The 18,285-nt window shown below is 45.9% G+C and carries 10 protein-coding genes and 1 pseudogene; 6 read left to right on the top strand and 5 right to left on the bottom strand.

The genetic code is table 11. The annotated features are described in order from the left end of the window. Positions 1-13 precede the first annotated feature (13 nt). Positions 14-1,861, top strand: coding sequence for a DUF6798 domain-containing protein (locus tag RH949_RS04975; protein WP_446352119.1), 1,848 nt, complete (start codon positions 14-16; stop codon positions 1,859-1,861). Positions 1,862-1,935: 74 nt separating this feature from the next. Here the strand turns inward: RH949_RS04975 and RH949_RS04970 are convergent, their stop codons facing one another. The 3 genes from RH949_RS04970 to RH949_RS04960 form a co-directional block, all read right to left on the bottom strand. After that, positions 1,936-2,190: a hypothetical protein gene (locus RH949_RS04970; RefSeq protein ID WP_006101696.1), complete on the bottom strand. Its 255-nt coding sequence runs from the start codon at positions 2,188-2,190 to the stop codon at positions 1,936-1,938. 181 nt (positions 2,191-2,371) lie between these two features. After that, a complete protein-coding gene (metK, locus tag RH949_RS04965) occupies positions 2,372-3,628 on the bottom strand; it encodes a methionine adenosyltransferase (protein WP_446352118.1) in 1,257 nt (418 codons plus the stop codon). 856 nt (positions 3,629-4,484) lie between these two features. Next, positions 4,485-6,395, bottom strand: coding sequence for a pentapeptide repeat-containing protein (locus tag RH949_RS04960; RefSeq protein WP_006101754.1), 1,911 nt, complete (start codon positions 6,393-6,395; stop codon positions 4,485-4,487). A 140-nt stretch (positions 6,396-6,535) separates the two neighbouring features. Here RH949_RS04960 and RH949_RS04955 point away from each other — a divergent pair, with 140 nt between their 5' ends. Then, positions 6,536-8,026, top strand: coding sequence for a GAF domain-containing sensor histidine kinase (locus tag RH949_RS04955; RefSeq protein WP_446352117.1), 1,491 nt, complete (start codon positions 6,536-6,538; stop codon positions 8,024-8,026). Between the two features lie 130 nt (positions 8,027-8,156). Here RH949_RS04955 and ppc read toward each other — a convergent pair whose 3' ends face one another. Both ppc and RH949_RS04945 read right to left on the bottom strand, forming a co-directional pair. Beyond that, entirely contained in the window at positions 8,157-11,270 is a 3,114-nt protein-coding gene (gene ppc, locus RH949_RS04950) for a phosphoenolpyruvate carboxylase (RefSeq protein WP_446352116.1), read from the bottom strand. A 96-nt stretch (positions 11,271-11,366) separates the two neighbouring features. Beyond that, positions 11,367-11,609 (bottom strand): hypothetical protein, encoded by a 243-nt coding sequence (locus RH949_RS04945; RefSeq protein ID WP_006101634.1) that lies wholly within the window; start codon positions 11,607-11,609, stop codon positions 11,367-11,369. A 270-nt stretch (positions 11,610-11,879) separates the two neighbouring features. On the opposite strand from RH949_RS04945, the gene RH949_RS04940 reads away from it, so the two are divergent. The 4 genes and pseudogenes from RH949_RS04940 to RH949_RS04925 form a co-directional block, all read left to right on the top strand. Beyond that, positions 11,880-13,163 (top strand): RNA-guided endonuclease InsQ/TnpB family protein, encoded by a 1,284-nt coding sequence (locus tag RH949_RS04940; RefSeq protein WP_006101765.1) that lies wholly within the window; start codon positions 11,880-11,882, stop codon positions 13,161-13,163. Between the two features lie 11 nt (positions 13,164-13,174). Beyond that, positions 13,175-16,261 (top strand): DUF1574 domain-containing protein, encoded by a 3,087-nt coding sequence (locus RH949_RS04935; protein WP_446352115.1) that lies wholly within the window; start codon positions 13,175-13,177, stop codon positions 16,259-16,261. 157 nt (positions 16,262-16,418) lie between these two features. Then, positions 16,419-17,936, top strand: coding sequence for an MBOAT family O-acyltransferase (locus RH949_RS04930; RefSeq protein ID WP_446352114.1), 1,518 nt, complete (start codon positions 16,419-16,421; stop codon positions 17,934-17,936). Positions 17,937-18,078: 142 nt separating this feature from the next. Beyond that, positions 18,079-18,285 (top strand): annotated as a pseudogene (locus RH949_RS04925) (photosystem II q(b) protein); the annotation flags it as partial.

Genomic DNA, 18,285 nt, shown 5'->3' with positions numbered 1-18,285 from the left:
AAAGTTTATAAAAATGAAGAACCACTCAAAAAATGTACTACTAAAAACCTGTCTATGGATATTCATACTCTCGGCTTCACTAATAGCTTATGGTTATAAATTTCCTTCATCCAATAATCTTATAGAAGTACCTCCGATTCTATCTTTATTAAATCCAGATTTATACCCAAAAGATTTTTATGTTCAGGATACACTTCAGATAACACCACGATATTACTATCAATACTTAATATATTTTACAGCAAAAATTGGTCTAGGATTACCGTTAACCTACTTTTTATATTATCTTATATCTTTTTCTTCTTTCATCTTGGGGTTATATTCTCTTGGGAAGCGGTTCAGTCACGCCAGTTTGCCAGCAACAGTATTAGCATTTTTGGGTCTAGTTGCTGTAGATGGAACTATTGGGTATGTCTCCCTATTTAGATCAGAACCTATCCCAGCCATCTTTGCCATGGGTTTTACAATATGGGGAATTTATTTTTGTTTCTCCAAACGGTGGATATTAGGCTATTTATTTTTCGGACTAGCCTGCATTATCCAGTTTCTCGTAGGAATCCTTCCAGGATTATTGATGGCTCCGCTGCTTTTTATTGAGGCAAAGAAAACAAATAAACTGCCAAGTATAGTATTTCCTTTTATAACTCTAGGTATTTTAGCCTGTTTAGTTTATGTACCAATGATAGTTAGCGGAAATACTGGTAGTGGAATAATTGACAATGCAGAATTTGTATACCTCTACGGACACATCCGTCAACCCCACCATATTATTCCGTCCTTTTGGCCCCCGCGACTCTGGAGAAATTTGGTCTTCTTTATGGCTGGAGGTCTACTATGTATTAAAAGTTCAGAATCTCTAAGTTCAGAAGATAAATTTAATCTCGTCACCGTTATTTTTACATCATTTTTCGCAATTTCACTAGGTTACCTTTTTGTAGAAATATATCCTTTGTCTTTATTCGCTAAGCTACAGCTAGCAAGAACAACTCCCTTCGCACAGCTTATGGTACTCATCGCTATCAGCGTGTTGGTCTATGAACATTATCGACAAGGCAACAGGGCGGTTAGTTTACTGTTACTTATAACTCCAATACTGCATAATGGTGCTATACTTCTATTTTGTGTAGCTGTCAGTTTAATCATCCTAAAAGCTACGAATTCTTTTCAATTAGTACAATCACGAACAGTTACTTGGATTACTGTATTTGTCTTGCTACTTCTTGTTGCCTTCTATCCGCTTCCCTCTTCCCTAACAGAGGCATTAAATCGTATATTCTGGAAATCCGCTCTTTTCTTGGTTCTTGCTTCCCCATTTATTTGGGAAGAGCTTTTTTTAGCAACTCGTCGAATTAAGATAATTACTACCTATGCACTAGCGTTCACCAGTTGCACATTCTTAAGTCTTGGTTTATTGGAAGTTTTGCCTGGTAATTTATCAGATGTCTTTCAAAAAAGAATTACTCTATATCAAGTTCCGGGAGATAGCTTGACAAAACTAGCTTTACGATTTCGTCAAAAGAGTAGTCCAGATGCCCTTGTCTTAGCTCCTCCTTCCTTGACAGAGTTTAGATTCTACTCTCAGAGATCCCTTGTTTTTACATTTAATAGTTCTCCTTACACAGACAGTGGACTTCGAGAATGGGCAAATCGGATAGAGACTATTTTAGGCTCAACAAAACCTCCACTCTCCTGGCGTAATGTAGATTCACTCTTCCAAAAACGGAGTAGTTCCGACTTGGTAAAGATTGCTAAGACGTTTGATGCCAATTATATTCTTACCCGCTCAGATTGGCATTCCAATATTCAAGGTGTGGTAGTAGATAGGGAATGGAAATGGGTTCTCTATAGAATTGATAACTAATAGATTGCCCACTAACCAGAAGTTCCTCCATCTAGGGGAACTTCCGACAAGCGAAGGATTCTCCTATTGTTGCGTTAAAGATTGGTTGGTGTTTCCGGAGCAATAACTTCAGTGTCACCTTTAATTCGAGCCTGCTGCTCAGTCATTAAATCGCTGACTTGATCAATTTCGATACCCATACCCTCACAGGCTTTCTTGAGTTCCGCTGTAAAAGTTGAGATATCGTCTCCGTAGCCACAGAGTTTCGCTGCTGTTTCCGGTCCCTGCTTGGCGTTCGCTTTAGCACAATCAACTAAATCAGTGCCTTTGAGTGGATTTGAAGCTGCCATATTATAACCTGTCCTTCTTTTCTTTAATTCTCACTCTCAAGCTAGTGAAAACGTTGTCAAGATGCATCTATCAATAGATGGAAATCTTTTCTGATAGAGCCTAAAAATAAAGTCCTACTCTTGTACAGATCCCCGACTTCTTAAAGAAGTTGGGGATCTCAATCATTAATTCTTAATTGGCTCACACGGCGGCTAACGATGATTTGAGAGATTCTTTCAGCAATTCAGCTTTATCCGTATGTTCCCAAGGCAAATCCAAATTAGGACGTCCAAAATGCCCATAAGCCGCGACATCTTGATAGAAGCGACCCCCTCTTAATTTAGGGAGTTCCAGCAGATTAAAGGCTTGAATAATCCCGGCTGGACGCAGTTCAAAATGCTGTTGTACCAGTTCTAGCAATTTTTCTTCTTCAACTTTACCCGTACCAAAGGTTTCCACCATAATACTGACGGGTCTAGCAACACCAATGGCATAACTGAGTTGAACTTCGCACTTTTCGGCTAAACCTGCTGCCACAATATTTTTGGCAACATAACGACAAGCATAGGCTGCCGAACGGTCTACCTTGGTGGGATCTTTGCCTGAAAATGCCCCGCCGCCGTGACGGGAATAGCCACCGTAGGTATCAATAATGATTTTACGTCCGGTGAGACCTGAATCGCCTTGGGGTCCACCAATCACAAATTTCCCAGTGGGGTTGACTAAGAACCGGGTATTATTATCGGGCTTAATCTCAATATCTCCAAAGGCAGGTTCAACCACAGCTGACCAGAGATCCTCTTTAATTTTGTCTCGCACAGCCGCTTCCTCGGTAATCTCACCAATGGTGGCGGTGTGTTGGGTGGAGATTAAGATGGTATCAATGCCGATGGGTTTGCCATCTTCGTAGATTACCGTAACTTGGGTTTTGCCATCGGGACGCAGGTAAGGCAACTGTCCTGACTTACGGACGGCGGTTAACTGCCGAGATAAGCGATGTGCCAGACTCAGGGGCATGGGCATCAATTCTGGGGTTTCGTTGCAGGCAAACCCAAACATCAACCCTTGATCCCCGGCACCAATCGCATCGAGTTCATCATCACTCAACTTGTCTCGTGTTTCCTGGGCGGTGGTGACACCTTGAGAAATATCTGGAGATTGTTCATCCAGGGCGACTAAGACGGAACAGCTATTGGCACAGAAGCCGTTATCGGCGTCGGTATAGCCAATTTCGGCAATTTTTTTGCGGGCTATATCAACGTAGTTTACATTGGCTTTGGAGGTAATTTCACCTGTAATCAATACCAATCCGGTATTAACTACCACTTCTGCAGCAACACGGCTACGGTTGTCTTGGGTGAGTAGAGCATCTAAGATCGTATCGGAAATCTGATCGCAGATTTTATCGGGATGACCTTCTGTAACTGATTCGGACGTAAATAGGTAGCGACGAGGCAATGGACTAATCTCCTTAAGAAACGAGTTTAGGATAGTTCCTGAGGGTTGTAGCTTGTTATCATCGAAAATTGGGGTTGGTAAGGGGACGAATGGAAACCCCTGTCATTTATATATGGGGAGGAATTCGTCCCCTTACATAAACAGCAGTCTGACAGGACTTCCTCTTTTAGAAAGTGCATCAGCTCCATTTCCCGTGTACACGACTGCGATGTAAAGTTGAAACCCCTACCGCCTTGGATGTACTTACCGCGTTCGATGTATTGCATTCACCTTTCGCTTGGGCAGTGTAGAGACGCGCCATGGCGCGTCTCTACGTTCAACCTGTACGCATAGGGGTGGGGTATGGTTGCCCCTAACTCCCATTTCTGGGGTGACGTTAGCCTCGCATAAGTTAACGGTCGGTACTTTCCAAGCAGCACTGGCTTAACCCTTGTAAACCTGTTTAACCACTTGGTTCTAGAGCATGGGACTGGCTTACGCGCTACGCGCACGAATACCAAGGTAGGAACTTTTCCTCTTGCGGTTAACGTAGTTCGTTAGGCACTTAGGCTGGTCAGGTACGGGCTTTATTCAAGCCCCCGGCTTATAGCGGTGGGGTTCCTGACACACGATACATAGAGGGGATTACCCACTGATCACAGAACTTTAACAGAATTTGCTCTATTATCCATCCAGAACTGTTGAATGTTAAAAAAACTTTACCGCCTCTCTCTCCTAAGACTGATCATTCTTATACTGAAAATTCGCTTATTTGTCAAGTGTTAGTTAAGGGTTTCCTGAGACAAACGCTTTATTTTTTTAGGGTTTCCGGTTTGGACAACACGCCCTAATTCCGAATTAAGTCAGGGACAGTTATCTAAGGAGGCTGGACTTGAGACAGGATAAGAGCGATCGCGCTATGCATAGCTTGCCCGGTTAAAGACAGACGAGCCGCTTGATCCGCCGTTTTTTCCCATGCCAATAACTGGGCTTGAAATAAAGGATCGCGTTTCGCCCGCCTGAGCATGGCTTGACGAATAATTTTTTGCACAATATCTTGGGTGGGAATATTCTGTTGACGTAAAAAATCCAACAGTCGCTGTATCCCTTCGGCGCATTTATCAGGCGGCTGGAATAGAATAATTTGTTGGATTTGATGAATAACTTCCTTATAGATACGGCGGCGATTATTGGCTAAAACTTGAGTTGGATTGGGTGAGGTAGCAGAATTTAACGACGAGTTGACTTGGGAGTCTCCAGATTTGTCTATCTCTAGCAATTGCCAAATTGTTAGACGGTGATGGGTAAAACGCTGGTACATTTGGGGATAAAGTTGCAGGATGCGTTGATTTACCGCTTGGGAATTGACTCCCGGTTTTGTCGATAGGTAAAGAATATAGTGATCGCATTGTTTACTCAAGGCTTTCAGCGATAGTTTTAGATCAGGATATTCCTGTTCCACTTGGGCAAGGGTAAATACCAATACCTCTCTATTTGGCATCTCCGAGAAAGGAACCTCGATTAAGAGCAAATCAGTCGTTTTCTCTTGACTCAGTTGTCCCGGCATCAAATCACCTGTAGGCGGATAGCGTTTATTCGGCGTTTTCGTTTCCCAATTAAACTGGGTAAATAGGTAACGACAATTCACGTTTGTCAAATCTACCTCTTCTAAATGCCAGTTGTGGATACAGCATCCAGTGAGTTGGGCTTGCTCAAGTTTGGGGCGAATTAAATAACTACCAATCAAATAGGCATCGGTTAAATTTGCCTCAGTTAAAATCGTTTCATTTAAATAAGCCCCACTTAAATCAGCCTGTCGTAAATCTGCCCCTTGCAGATTAGCCGCCGTCAAATTCGTCTGTAAACAATAGACATTCTGTAGAACCGTGCGTCGCAAATTAGCGTTTACTAAGCTGGCTCTGAGTAAATACGCCCCCATCAGATTTGCCCGACTTAAATTTACGCGATCGCCTGTGACTTCACTGAGATCTGCATCAGTTAAAATAGCTCGATAGAGTTCTGCCTGAGTGAGGTTGGCACGGCGCAAACAAGCCTGACGCAGGTTAGCTTCGGTTAATGTCGCACCGACTAATATCGCGTCTCGTAAATTAGCTTTCTCTAATAGAACTTCCCGCAGGTTGGCTGTGGTAAGATTGGCAGCAATGAGACTGGCTTGGTAGAGATTAGCCGCCATTAACTGTGTGCTAATAAGCTGAGTTTTATCCAGGGTAGCCCCTGTAAGATTACTATGATTCAACTGGGCTGCCTGGAGATTTGCACCACTCAAGTTACAGTAGGGGGCTTCTACCCAACTTAAATTGGCTTGGCAAAGACTAGCGGATTGCCCATCCACCTTGCTGAGATTTACACGGGTCAAGATGGCTTGGTTAAGATTACTATGTTTTAGGATCGCGTTGTGTAAATCTGCCTGATGCAGACAAGCACCACTGAGATTAGCGTAGTCAAGGGATGCCCAACTGAGGTTGGTATTCGTCAGGTTAGCCCCACTTAAGTTAATCGTCCGCAAATCTGCCCCCTTCAGGTTAACACCACTCAGGTCAACCTGGGCGAAATCACGGTCTCCTTGGCGGTAACGAGTGAGAAAGTTCTGGACTTGCATTATTTCCAGTTTGCCATTTAAGGGGATTGGGGGAGTTTTGAGTTTTGACCCTTCGCTTCGCTCAAGGGAACCTGGTTTTGAGTTAACGCCCTCATCGAAAATTGTGGTTGGTAAGGGGGCGAATGCTCCCTCCGCTCCCCCAGCTTCCCCTGCCCCCAGACGTGCCATGGCACGTCTCTACATGCTTTTACGAATTATGTTGGTTTTTCTACCTCACAGGGGAACCTTATGTATGAAGCGTAACATTATAGGTTGGCTTAGATACGTTGAATTTGTCTATTTCTAGAGTCTATAGGGAAAGGGGAGTTATGGCAGAGCTGGAAACAAGAATTTATTGTCCTCTGAATGGTTTAAACTCAACCGCACAAGACCAAAAACGGCTTGCTACTCTCCAAGAACTCGGTTTACTCGAAGCCGAAGGGATCGCCGTTTTCCAGGAAGCGACTCAGACGGCGGTGCGATTTTTAGAGGTTCCTATAGGTTGGTTGGGTTTCCTGACAACTGATCAACTCTTGATTCAATCAGCCGTTGGTTTATCGAGAGTGGGTTTGATGAATCCCCTTGCCCAATCTCGTCAATTACACCGTCAGGAAAGTTTCTGTACTTATGTGGTCGAGAGTCAGCAGGTTTTAGCGATTCAGGATACGGCAAGTAATCCAGTTTTTGCCCAAAGTTTGCTCGTGGGTTACTACGGTATCCGCGCTTATTTGGGAGCGCCTTTATTCACAGCCGATGGATTGTGCTTAGGTACGTTGGCGGTGATGGATTTAGTTCCGCGTTCTTTTACCCCTAGAGATATTGAGTTTCTGGCAATGACTGCTCGATGGTGTCTGAGTGAATTTGAGCGAAATTATCAGTTGCGATCGCACGCCTCAATTCTACCTGATTTTCCTCAGGCGAGTGCATCCCTAACCCCCAATGAGTCCAATTTTACTCAGGGGATGGTTAGCGAATCCTCTGTTCCGTTCTCCTCAACTCACTCAATTAAGCTGCAACTACTCACACATCTAACCCAAGAACTGCGAACTCCATTAACTTCAATTATGGGCATGGCAAGTGTTCTCAATCGCCAAATTTATGGTGAACTAACTGACAAACAGAAAGAATATTTAGAAATTATCCATCAAAGTGGTCAGCATCTCGTCTCCCTGGTTGAGGAAATTATGGCTCTGGATGTATTTGATGAAATTAATAACCCACCGTATCTGAATTTGAGTCCGGTCGATATCGAAATGCTTTGTCAAAAGGCAATTCATTCTCTGGTTGAAACCGCAGAGCAAAATCAGCAACAAATTCGTTTGACCATAGAACCGGGAACTCGACTTTGGTTACTCGATAAAGAAAAAGTGCAGCAAATGCTGTACTACGTTATCCTCAGCGTGATTTATTCGGCAGAAGCGGGAGGAGAAATTCGCCTTCATGTTTCTCGCAAAATTGATACGCTGAATATGGCGGTTTGGGTGTCTCATCCGTGGCTAGGAGAGGGCGTCCCCACCGTCTATGAGGAATTGACTGATGTATCCTTAACGGGGCGAGACAGCGAGAAGCCAAAGCAAAACCGTGAGGCGGCTTTCCCTGTGTCTTCGACATTGAAAAAGCCCGTGATTTCCAGTGTCTCCATGTCCAAAACCTTGATGGTGAATGGGAAGGAAATGCTGCTGAAAACCGATTCGCGTGAAAGTTTGGGCTTATTCCTCAGTTGTCATTTAGCCGAACTCCACCACGGAAAACTGGCGGTACAGGGTTTGTCGGAATCAGGCGATCGCTATATCATCAGTTTGCCTAAGTTAGATCTGTAGCCCGGTGGTGACGAGACTTCTGTAGGGGCAACCCGAGTTTATTGAGTACATTGGTGTTGTTCATTAGTGCAAGCGGGTCGCCCCGACAACGACCAATGACCAATGACCAATCACCAATCACCAATAACAATCAACCCGTATTCCGCATACCCGCAGCAATCCCGTTAATTGTCAACAACGCACCCCGCAGTAACTCACCTTTACTATACCGAGATTGGACAAACCCCGATGCCATCTGACTGCTATGCTGGCGCAACCGTTTCAGCAAAGAGACTTGCAAGAAACCCAGGGGAACAATCGTACCATTCCGCAAGTGCACCGATCGCTGTAACTCTGGATCACCATCCAGTAACTGCTTATGCCCGGTAATTAACGAGATTAACTCACAAGTCAGGTTAAATTCCTGGCTAATTTGCTGGAATAACCGATCAAACCGTTCTCGATCATCGGGATGGGACAATTTCTCCACATAATGACCCGCAATTTGCAGATCCACTTTTGCCAACGTCATCTCTACCTTAGAGATAACCATCTTAAAAAAGGGCCACTTGAAGTAAAAATAACGCAACAGCTTCAAATTTTCTTCGGGTTCTTCATCCAAAAACCCTTTCAACGCCGCACCCACACCATACCAACTGGGTAATAAGAAACGACTTTGTGTCCAACTAAACACCCAAGGAATTGCCCGTAGACTGCTAAAATCTTTCTTACCACCGCGACGAGTGGGACGGGAACTGATTTGCAACTGGCTAATTTCCTGAATTGGCGTCACTTCATTAAAGAAATCCAAGAAATCCGACTGCTCATACACAAACCCCCGATAATGTTGGCGCGATCGCACCGCCAATTCTTCCATGATTTCGTTCCAGGGTTCCAGGTTATCAAAGCCGCTTCCCAGCAAACTCGCTTGAATCACCGCCGTGGTCACAGTTTCCAGGTGATACAGTGCCAACTCTGGCAGAGAATACTTCGACGCCAGCACCTCGCCTTGTTCCGTAATCTTAATCCGTCCCTGGATACTCCGCCCCGGTTGCGCCAGAATCGCCTCATAGGTTGGTCCACCGCCACGCCCCACGGAACCGCCGCGTCCGTGGAAAATACGTACAGCAATCCCATAGTCTTCGGCAATTTGCTGTAGGGCTTTTTGGGCTTTGTGAATTTCCCAATTACTGCTTAAGAACCCAGAATCCTTGTTACTGTCTGAGTAGCCCAGCATTATCTCCTGTAACGGTTGAGGATAAGATGGGAAAGCCGGGGAATTCTCGTCACCCATCGCTCTTTCGCAATCCTCTAGCGCCTGATAACCGCCAGCTAAACATGCCCGATACAGGGGTAACTCAAATAGTGATTTCATCACCGTTGGCGCCCGCTTCAAGTCGTCTACCGTTTCAAATAAGGGGACAACCTGAATACTACTCCTCCCCGTTGCTGGATCATAGAGTCCAGCTTCCTGAGCCAAGAGCAACACTTCCAACAAATCACTAGCTTCGTGGCTCATGCTAATAATATAGGTTTGGCAAATTTGTTCACCAAACTCTTGGTGCAGCCGCCGTAACATGCGGAAGGTTTCTATGGTTTCACAGGCTTCGGGAGAAAAGGGAAGTTCAGCCGGAATTAAAGGGCGGCGCGTGGGTAACTCTTTCGTTAGCCATTCGGTGCGTTCGGCTTCAGATAATTCGTTATAGGGCTTGGGTAAAATTTGTAAATAGTCGGTAATCTCGTGCATCGTATCACTATGACGAGAACTTTCCTGACGAATATCTAGGTGTGCCAGATTAAACCCATAAATTTCCACCTGACAGATCAGCGTTTCAAGTTCCTGACAACTTAACCCTGTCTCGGCTAGGTTACGTTGAATCAGTTGTAACTCTGCCAGAAACTCTTGGTCAGAGTTATAAATGCAAGGGTTCGTTGTTTCCAGACGAACTGGTTGTAGGGGTTGACTCTGAGAAAGGTGGAGATTACGCGCCAACGTATTTTCCAGTCGTTGCTGAATATAGGAAAGTTTGAGGCGATAGGGTTCTTGGCGGTAACGAATCGCCAGTTGTTCATAAACCTCCGGTATTTGGGAGCGATCTTGCTCCAGAGAGTCCAATAGTTCCGGTAGGACATCACTCCAGTGCAATGACAAGCTCAACAAATTGGTCAGATGTTTAACCGAGTGGATATATTTTTCCAGAACCAGATTTCTCTGATAGCAAGCCGTTTGCCAGGTCACTTCCGGTTTAACTGAGGGGTTTCCATCCCGATCCGATCCCACCCAAGAGCCGAACTTACAGAAGTTTTTCCGGGGTGGATTCAGCCAGGGAAAGGACGATTGTATACCCTGTTTTAAGCGTTGATAGAGTTGGGGAATGGCATCAAATAAGACTTCTTGAAAATAGTGGAGGGTGTAATCCACCTCATCCAGAACCGTGGGCTTAAATTGATGCAGTTCATCGGTACGCCACCACAGCCGAATCTCTTCTCTAAGTTGTTCGGTGTAGTCTTCTACTTCCCAGGATGAGTTCAACCCTAAAGCCCGTGATGCTTCCTCGGCTTGGTCAAGCTGTTGCAGGATTGTAGAAATACGCCGTTGTTTTTGTCGAATCGTATGTCGGACAATTTCTGTCGGGTGTGCGGTAAAGACTAGGCGAATATCCAGATTATCAATTAGCCGCTGAATATGCTGGGGGGGTACGTTGAGGTTGCGTAGATAAGGAAATAGCCAATGGAAGGTACTGTTGGTATTTGCGGCTTTTCTATCGTCCTGCCAACGTTTTTCTAATAAATCCGCTATCGGTTCACTCCCAGATGGTTTAGCCTCGTCACCGTTGTTGGATGCTTGGAGTGAACTGCCATTAGCTTTCATCGAGGTGCGAGAGGTGCGATCGCTCCCCGCTAATGTATTGTAGGTAGCCCGTCGTAAAAGTTGTTGATCGCGCTGTTCGTAATGTTGTTCGACACCATTAATCAGTTGGAAATAAAGCGCAAAAGCACGAGATGCCCGAATCGCGGCATTAAGGTCAAGCCCTTCGATCACTTCCGGAATCGATGAAAGCGAAAACCCTGTGGCTTGTCCTTCTGGCGAACTTAATTGGCGCAAAGACGCCAGCAAATCGACCAGTTCTTGACCACATTCAGAAAGGAGAACCGACTCCCACAACTGTTCCACAACTTTGATGCGGTGACGCAACAGGAGTTTTGATTGGGATGTAGATGGGATGGTCAATTCCTGATTGGATGAGTGGAGGAGAGAACTCATAAGGTCTGTTGGCAGTAAGACAAGGATGATCCATTGTACGGGGTTAATGCTACCCTGTATAGTTTCATTATTGACAAATTCGTTGAAGTTTCCCACCTACACTTCGTTAGAGGGGGAGGGAGGCGTCTCTGGAAAGGGAAGAATCGGTAAGCGATCGCCCCGAAAGACTTCCTCGCTGGCTTCCCCTACCTGTTGCAGCCATGAGCCAATCGTGTTTAGGGAAATCACCCCTACAATCATTGGACCTGTGGCTAAACTTAATAGGAGGTCTGCTGAATGTTTAGCAGACTCCGGTAAGGGGTTGACTGCTACCTGTGGATCTGGGTTCACTGACGCCATAACTAAAATTCAACCTCGCACGAACAACAGTTAATTGTTGACAAAGACCAAGACCGATCCCAATTTGATACTAGACTATAGTTGCTCCCAATTTCCCAGCTCCCAGACTTTCCACCGGAGAAGTCTCTACCCCAGCTTTCCCGTTTTTTGCTGAATGTGCAATCATGAGCTATGGGCGACAGCCCCACGCTGACCTTTCAGGTACAGCGTCGGGAATTCTGACCTCAAGCGACGACTAGTTATAGACTTGATGTTGCCAATGAATTAGCGATGATTACCTCCTATCAATACCGTCTTAAGCCTACATACGAACAGCGATGTCGTCTGACTCGTTGGCTCGATATGTTGCGCTACCAGTACAACTGGCTATTGGCGGAAAGATTCGACTGGTGGGAAATGAACCGTAGTCCAATCAACGCTTGCTTTCTAACTTGCAGTATTGCTCAACCAAAAGAACAGCCAGAATACTACGGGCAAAAACGTTCTTTGGTACAGCTAAAGCAGGAACGTCCTTGGTATAAAGACATCCATGCTCATGTACTTCAGGATGTAGTGAAGCGGGTCGATTTAGCTTTCAAACGATTTATAGAAGGCGATAGCAAGGGAAAGCGTAGTGGCAAGCCTCGATTCAAGGGGAAGAATCGTTATCGAACGATGGCTTTCCCTTCTATTAAGTCTGAGTGCATACAAGGGAATCGAATTGTTCTGCCAAAGATGGGAGCCATTAAGTTCATCCAACACCGACCAACACCGGATGGTTTTGTGGTTAAACGAGCCCTAATCACCCAAAAAGCTGATGGCTGGTATGTCACCTTAATTCTCTCAGACAAGTCGGTTCCTAATACTCCGACAAGATACATTCAGCCAACAGAAGAGAATAGTATTGGTGTGGATGCAGGGCTGGACTATTTTGCGGCTTGTTCTGACGGGACTTTAGTTGAACCTCCAAAGTTTTATCGCCAAGCTGAAGACAAGCTCGCCCAACTTCAAGTCAAAAGGGAATTAAGAGCAAAAGGGACTAGAGCCAGGCGTAAACTGAATCAGCGCCTAGCTAGACTCCATCAACGTATTGCCAGACAGCGTAGGCAATGGCATTACGAGTTAGCCGGAGAACTACTAGACAAGGCTGATGTGGTTTTTGTCGAAGACCTCAAAATCTCCAATATGAATCGGCGCAATAAGCCCAAACAAGATGAACAAGGCAACTTCCTTCCCAATCGGCAATCTCAAAAGTCAGGCTTGAATAAAAGCTTGGCTGATGCGGGGATAGCGGGATTCCTCAACGATATATTGCCTTACAAAGCTGAAAAAGCTGGTAAGCAAATTGTCAAGGTAAATCCTGCGGGTACATCTCAACATTGTGCAATTTGCTTAAATCGGGTTTCTAAATCTCTATCTGAGAGGTGGCATGAATGCCCTGATTGCGGTGCTTCTATGCCACGAGATCTGTGTTCAGGTATTTTAATCAAAAAAGTGGGGTTGGGCATCGCCTCACTCAAAAACGCGAAGTCTCGGAAACGGGATGGAGAAGCTCGCGCTCTATCCGTAGGATGAGCGTCGGGAGTATGTCACAGGAAAAATCAGCCGCCATTATCAATTCAGGTAACAAATTTGTGATGTTGGATGTCGAAGAGCGCAACTACAACAATCATCCGTCCTCTTTGGCTCAATGGGTATACGATGCCATCGGTCAACCGGGGGTGTGCCTGAGAGTCCGGTTACGAGGGAATAATTTACATATTCTTTGTGAAAGCCGTGAACGTATTCCCGCTCAAACAGTCGTCAATCGCTTACTCCAAGCTCTTAAAGCTCAGCCAGAAACGACGAGCTTTCCGCTCGATCTGGAAACTCCGATCTACCAAATTATTATCTACGGGCGTCAAGTTTCCCAATCACGTCCGGAATGGGTCAAGGAAATTCGCCTCAACACCGATACCCATGACACTGAATCTCGTCCTGAGTCCTCGTGGGAAACAACACCCGCTCAGTCAGCGTTTGTCATCTCCCATGAAAGTCTCGCCCGTTCGGGTTCCCCAGACGCGATCGCAAGGTATCTCAGTGCTAATCTGAGTCATTTGGGTGTGAGTGTCAATGTCCAGATTCAGGACTTGCCAACGAAGGACAATCGAGAACAGTCCCTCGTCAAGCAAAAACCCAAAATTCCGTCCCAATCCTCACAACCTGATCATCGGCGGCTGTGGGTGATCTGTACGTCGAACTATAGCCCGGATGTGGCATTACTGTCTGAACCTATTGTGCAGCAGTTACGCTCGCTGGAACTGACTGAGTTTAAAGACGCCGCCATCAGCGCTCAAGTGCGCGGAGAAGCCAAACCAGAATGGATGGTGCGGTTGGATTTGACGCCCTCTGACGTGATGCTTAAGGATTGGGCGCGTTGGGGAGATGTGGAAGCGATCGCCACCCTATCAAATCAAATGCTAGCGCGAGTGGGGATGACGGTGCGGGCTGTCTTGAAAGAAACTACCCTACATCTGTTTTGCAGTGCCTTGGATCTGGGCAAAACGCCAGTTCCTGACCAAACCACTGCCATGAATGCGATCGCGCCTCTGCTCAAATCATTAAAACCCCAAGGGATTAAAGCGGCAACCATTTATGGCGTTGAATCGGATTACTTTTCCCTCGAACCTGAACCGGAAAAACCTGTCTGGGTGGATTGGGTAACCTTACCCGCGAGTGAAAAACCCCAACTCGCCTCTTCTAGCTATACCTTAGGGCAACAAGGCAATCTAAATGCCCTCACCTTTTTACTACAACGGTTGCTCAATCCCGATTTGGATCAGCGACTAGCCACGGGTGGGATTCAGCTCAAAGTGCGTCGTCAACACGACTTGCTGCACATTATGAGTGAAGCACCGCTATGTCCCTCTAAAGCGCAAGTGAGCCTACCCATTGTACGGCTGCTGCGTCAGCTTGCCATCCATAATATCGCTGGAGCCCGGATTTACGGACGTTCTGCTGGCTCAACCTCTCCCGCCTGGAATTATGGGGTAGATTTTAGCGAACGCCGACGGTTGACCTCAGAATCCACTCCCGAATTTGTTACCTCTAATACAGACATTAGCGAGTTAGTTGTTCCCACCGAACAATCGTTATCGCGTCAGCATAAACCAGACACAACGCTTAAAGATGATTTACAGCGTAGGTCAAAAACCGCCGTTGGCACAATTGGACGCTGGTTGTGTTCGACCCAGCTTTTTGTCCCCACCCCAGACAATCAACGTGTCACCGTCGATACCCAACGTACCAGTTCTGAATCGTCACAAGCGGTTAAAGTGTCATTGGTGTGGGGGATTATGGGCTTATTGCTGATGTTTTTGATTGATCGACCCGTTGGTCGCATCCTGCAACCCCAAGGCAGTTTACCCCGGCGAGATGCGGCATCAGCCGCAGAGGAGTCACCGATTCCGGTAGATTTGACTGAACTCTCGTTGCAACAGGATAACAATCAGGATGCCGAAGACTTCAACGCCTCTGGGTTTACCCGCGAAGGAGATAAAAGCATTATCATTGATGATTCCTTACCCTCGGAGCGAGGAGATGCCACGCAAGCGGCGATGTTAGCCCTCGCCCGTTCCTCGAATCCCCCGTTTAATAACCAACTGCTCGACCAAAAGTTAGCCCTTTACCAAGAGCGCCTGCAACAAGGAAATCGCCCTGATGTGTTAATTATGGGCAGTTCCCGAGCCATGCGCGGTATTGATCCGGTGGCATTAGAAGAGGCATTAGCGGTGGAGGGATATTCAGGCATTGATGTGTTTAATTTTGGCATTAATGGTGCCACGGCTCAGATTGTAGACTTAATGACGCGCCGGATTCTCACCCCGGATCAATTGCCGAAATTAATTATCGTGGCAGATGGCGCTCGCGCCTTTAATAGTGGTCGAGTGGATGCTACCTTTGAGGCGATCGCAGATTCAGAAGGCTACCGTCAGCTTAATGCTGGCACATTCCCCAATACCCCAGGTCAGCAATCCGCCCAAGCCAACCAAACCTCCCAGCCGTTGGCAGCATTAAGCAGAAGTTATCAATCCCTTGACGAGGGAACGAATCAACTTTTGGCAGGACTATCCTCAACCTATCCCCAACGAGATCAACTCAAATCCCTATTGAGAGATCAGTTTGTCTCCTTGGTGAAAACCTTGCCCAATGTCTCCAGTTCTACTGAACCCGAGCAAGGCTTAGACCAGGATATGTCCATTGATATGGATGGCTTCCTGCCCTTATCCATTCGCTTTGACCCAGAAACGTACTATCAGAACCATCCCAGAGTGGCGGGGGCGTATGATGGCGATTATCAATCCTTCCAGCTTCGGGGTAAGCAAGATCAGGCATTTGATGCCCTGTTAACATTTGCTCAGGAACATGACATTACTGTGGTTTTTGTGAATCTACCCTTGACCAACGATTACTTAGATCCCGTTCGTCTTAAGTACGAACAGCAATTTAAGCAATACATGCACGCGAATGCTGTCGAACGGGAACTCATTTTTCGGGATTTAAGTGGATTATTACTCGGCAAACCCGATCATTTTTCTGACCCCAGTCATCTGAATCGTTTCGGCGGGTATGAAGTGTCTAATCAGTTGGCGAAAGACCCGATGATTCCCTGGGCATTATTAGTTGGGGATTAGTTATTGGTCATTGGTCATTTGTCGTTTGGAAACTGTAGGGGCGACCCGCTTGCTCTAATTTCCAACACTAATCCTTCAATTAGGTCGGGTCGCCCATTGCCCATTGCCCATTGCCCATTGCCTATTCCCCATTTCCTATTCCCCATTTCCTAAAAAAATGGCATTTATCTCCATCACTTACGGGTTGTTTCTGCTAGGTGTCCTGCTTATTTACTGGAGCCAGCGTTCTTCATCGTGGCGATTATGGGTACTGCTAATTGCCAGTTTGCTTTTTTATAGCAGCTTACAAATTCAATACATTCCGCTGCTCTTATTGGTGGTTTGGCTGAATTTTTACTTGGGGCAGAAAATTGCGGTCAATACATCCCCTGGATCGCATCTCAACAATAACCATCTCTCCAATGAAGAGTGGTTAATGGCACAAGAGCTTTGGAATCAGCAACGTTTGAGACTCTTGTGGCTAGGGATTGGATTAAATATTATCTGTTTGGTCAGCTTCAAGTATGTCCCATTTATCCTGACAAATATCTCCGCCCCCTTGAATTTACCCGTGGCGCGAGAGGGGGCAAGCTGGATTAGCGATCGCTTAATTGCTCCATTGGGACTTTCGTTTTTTGTTTTTGAATGTATTGCCTATCTAATTGATGTGTATCGAGGTGCACCCGCGACGCGCCAAGGTTTACAATTTGCGACCTACAAATTGTTTTTCCCGAAACTCATTTCAGGACCTATTACTCGTTACCATCAGTTTGCTAGCGAATTTAAAGATATCCAATTTCCCAGTTTTGATCGCCTGAGTGAGGGGCTATGGTTGATTGCCAGTGGTGCAGTAAAAAAGGCGCTGTTGGCGGATCGCATCGGAATTTTTGTTGACCTGTGTTTTGGCAACTTAGAACGGGCGGGTAGTGGTGATTTGTGGCTGGCTATTTTTGCGTATGGATTACAACTGTATCTGGATTTTAGCGGCTATGTCGATATTGCCCGGGGGAGTGCTATCCTCATGGGATTTAACCTGCCCGAAAACTTTAATTTTCCTTACTTTAGTACCAGCATTGCTGATTTCTGGCGGCGCTGGCATATTACGTTAGGGGATTGGATTCGCAACTATCTCTATTTTCCCTTAGGTGGGTCACGTAAAGGATTAGGGCGAACCTGTCTAAACTTGTTTGTGGTCATGCTGATTATTGGCATTTGGCATGGTGCGGCTTGGGGATTTGTCGTGTGGGGAGGATTGCATGGTTTGGCTTTGGTGGTGCATCGCTTAACCCAAACCCTATCAGACCGCTTTGTTTGGTTAAAAGGATGGTGGCAAACGGGATTCGGGATGCTAATGGCGTGGGCAATTACTCAATGGATGGTGTTCATGTCTTGGATTTTCTTCCGGCTACCTAATCTCAAACAAGCTGGCTTTGTCATCCAGAACCTCTGGGGTCAACCCGCTGATGTGCAGTTTGCCGAAAATGTTTATTTGACAGCCTTTGGCTTAGAACGCTTCGAGTTTACACTGCTGTTAGTCATCGTTGCCCTGTTCATGGCGGGTGTTTATGGGATTCATCGGGGTTTGAAGTTACAACTCAACTGGCCCCTGAAGTTGCTCTTGGTACCGCTGTGCCTTTATGCCGTGTGGTTATTAGCGCCTGAAGGCGGTTTACCTTATATCTACTTTGATTTCTAATCTATAAGTCTAGCTTATAAAAACTATTCAATTAATTAATAAAACCAGTGGAAGATTCAAATGAATATGAATACCATTAAAGATGAGGCAAAAGTTTTGCCTTGCTTCAATCGAATCATGAAGTAATAGCACTAATCGAATTATGACTACCACAGTACAACGTCGCGAAAGCGCGTCTTTGTGGGAACGGTTCTGTAGCTGGGTGACTTCCACCGAAAACCGCCTCTATGTAGGCTGGTTTGGTGTACTGATGATCCCCACTCTCTTAACCGCCACCACCTGCTTCATCATCGCCTTCATCGCCGCTCCCCCCGTGGACATCGATGGAATCCGCGAGCCTGTTGCTGGA

Source organism: Coleofasciculus sp. A1-SPW-01, from assembly GCF_040217205.1.
In the GTDB taxonomy this organism is placed as follows: domain Bacteria; phylum Cyanobacteriota; class Cyanobacteriia; order Cyanobacteriales; family Coleofasciculaceae; genus Coleofasciculus; species Coleofasciculus chthonoplastes_A.
The sequence above is the reverse complement of the archived record's forward strand: the minus strand, read 5'-3'. Positions and strand labels throughout refer to the sequence as shown.

Coding starts and splice junctions, on each gene's coding strand:
- RH949_RS04975 (WP_446352119.1), top strand. CDS start 14: ATGAAGAACCACTCAAAAAATGTACTACTAAAAACCTGTCTATGGATA.
- RH949_RS04970 (WP_006101696.1), bottom strand. CDS start 2,190: ATGGCAGCTTCAAATCCACTCAAAGGCACTGATTTAGTTGATTGTGCT.
- RH949_RS04960 (WP_006101754.1), bottom strand. CDS start 6,395: ATGGCACGTCTGGGGGCAGGGGAAGCTGGGGGAGCGGAGGGAGCATTC.
- RH949_RS04955 (WP_446352117.1), top strand. CDS start 6,536: ATGGCAGAGCTGGAAACAAGAATTTATTGTCCTCTGAATGGTTTAAAC.
- ppc (WP_446352116.1), bottom strand. CDS start 11,270: ATGAGTTCTCTCCTCCACTCATCCAATCAGGAATTGACCATCCCATCT.
- RH949_RS04945 (WP_006101634.1), bottom strand. CDS start 11,609: ATGGCGTCAGTGAACCCAGATCCACAGGTAGCAGTCAACCCCTTACCG.
- RH949_RS04940 (WP_006101765.1), top strand. CDS start 11,880: ATGATTACCTCCTATCAATACCGTCTTAAGCCTACATACGAACAGCGA.
- RH949_RS04935 (WP_446352115.1), top strand. CDS start 13,175: ATGTCACAGGAAAAATCAGCCGCCATTATCAATTCAGGTAACAAATTT.
- RH949_RS04930 (WP_446352114.1), top strand. CDS start 16,419: ATGGCATTTATCTCCATCACTTACGGGTTGTTTCTGCTAGGTGTCCTG.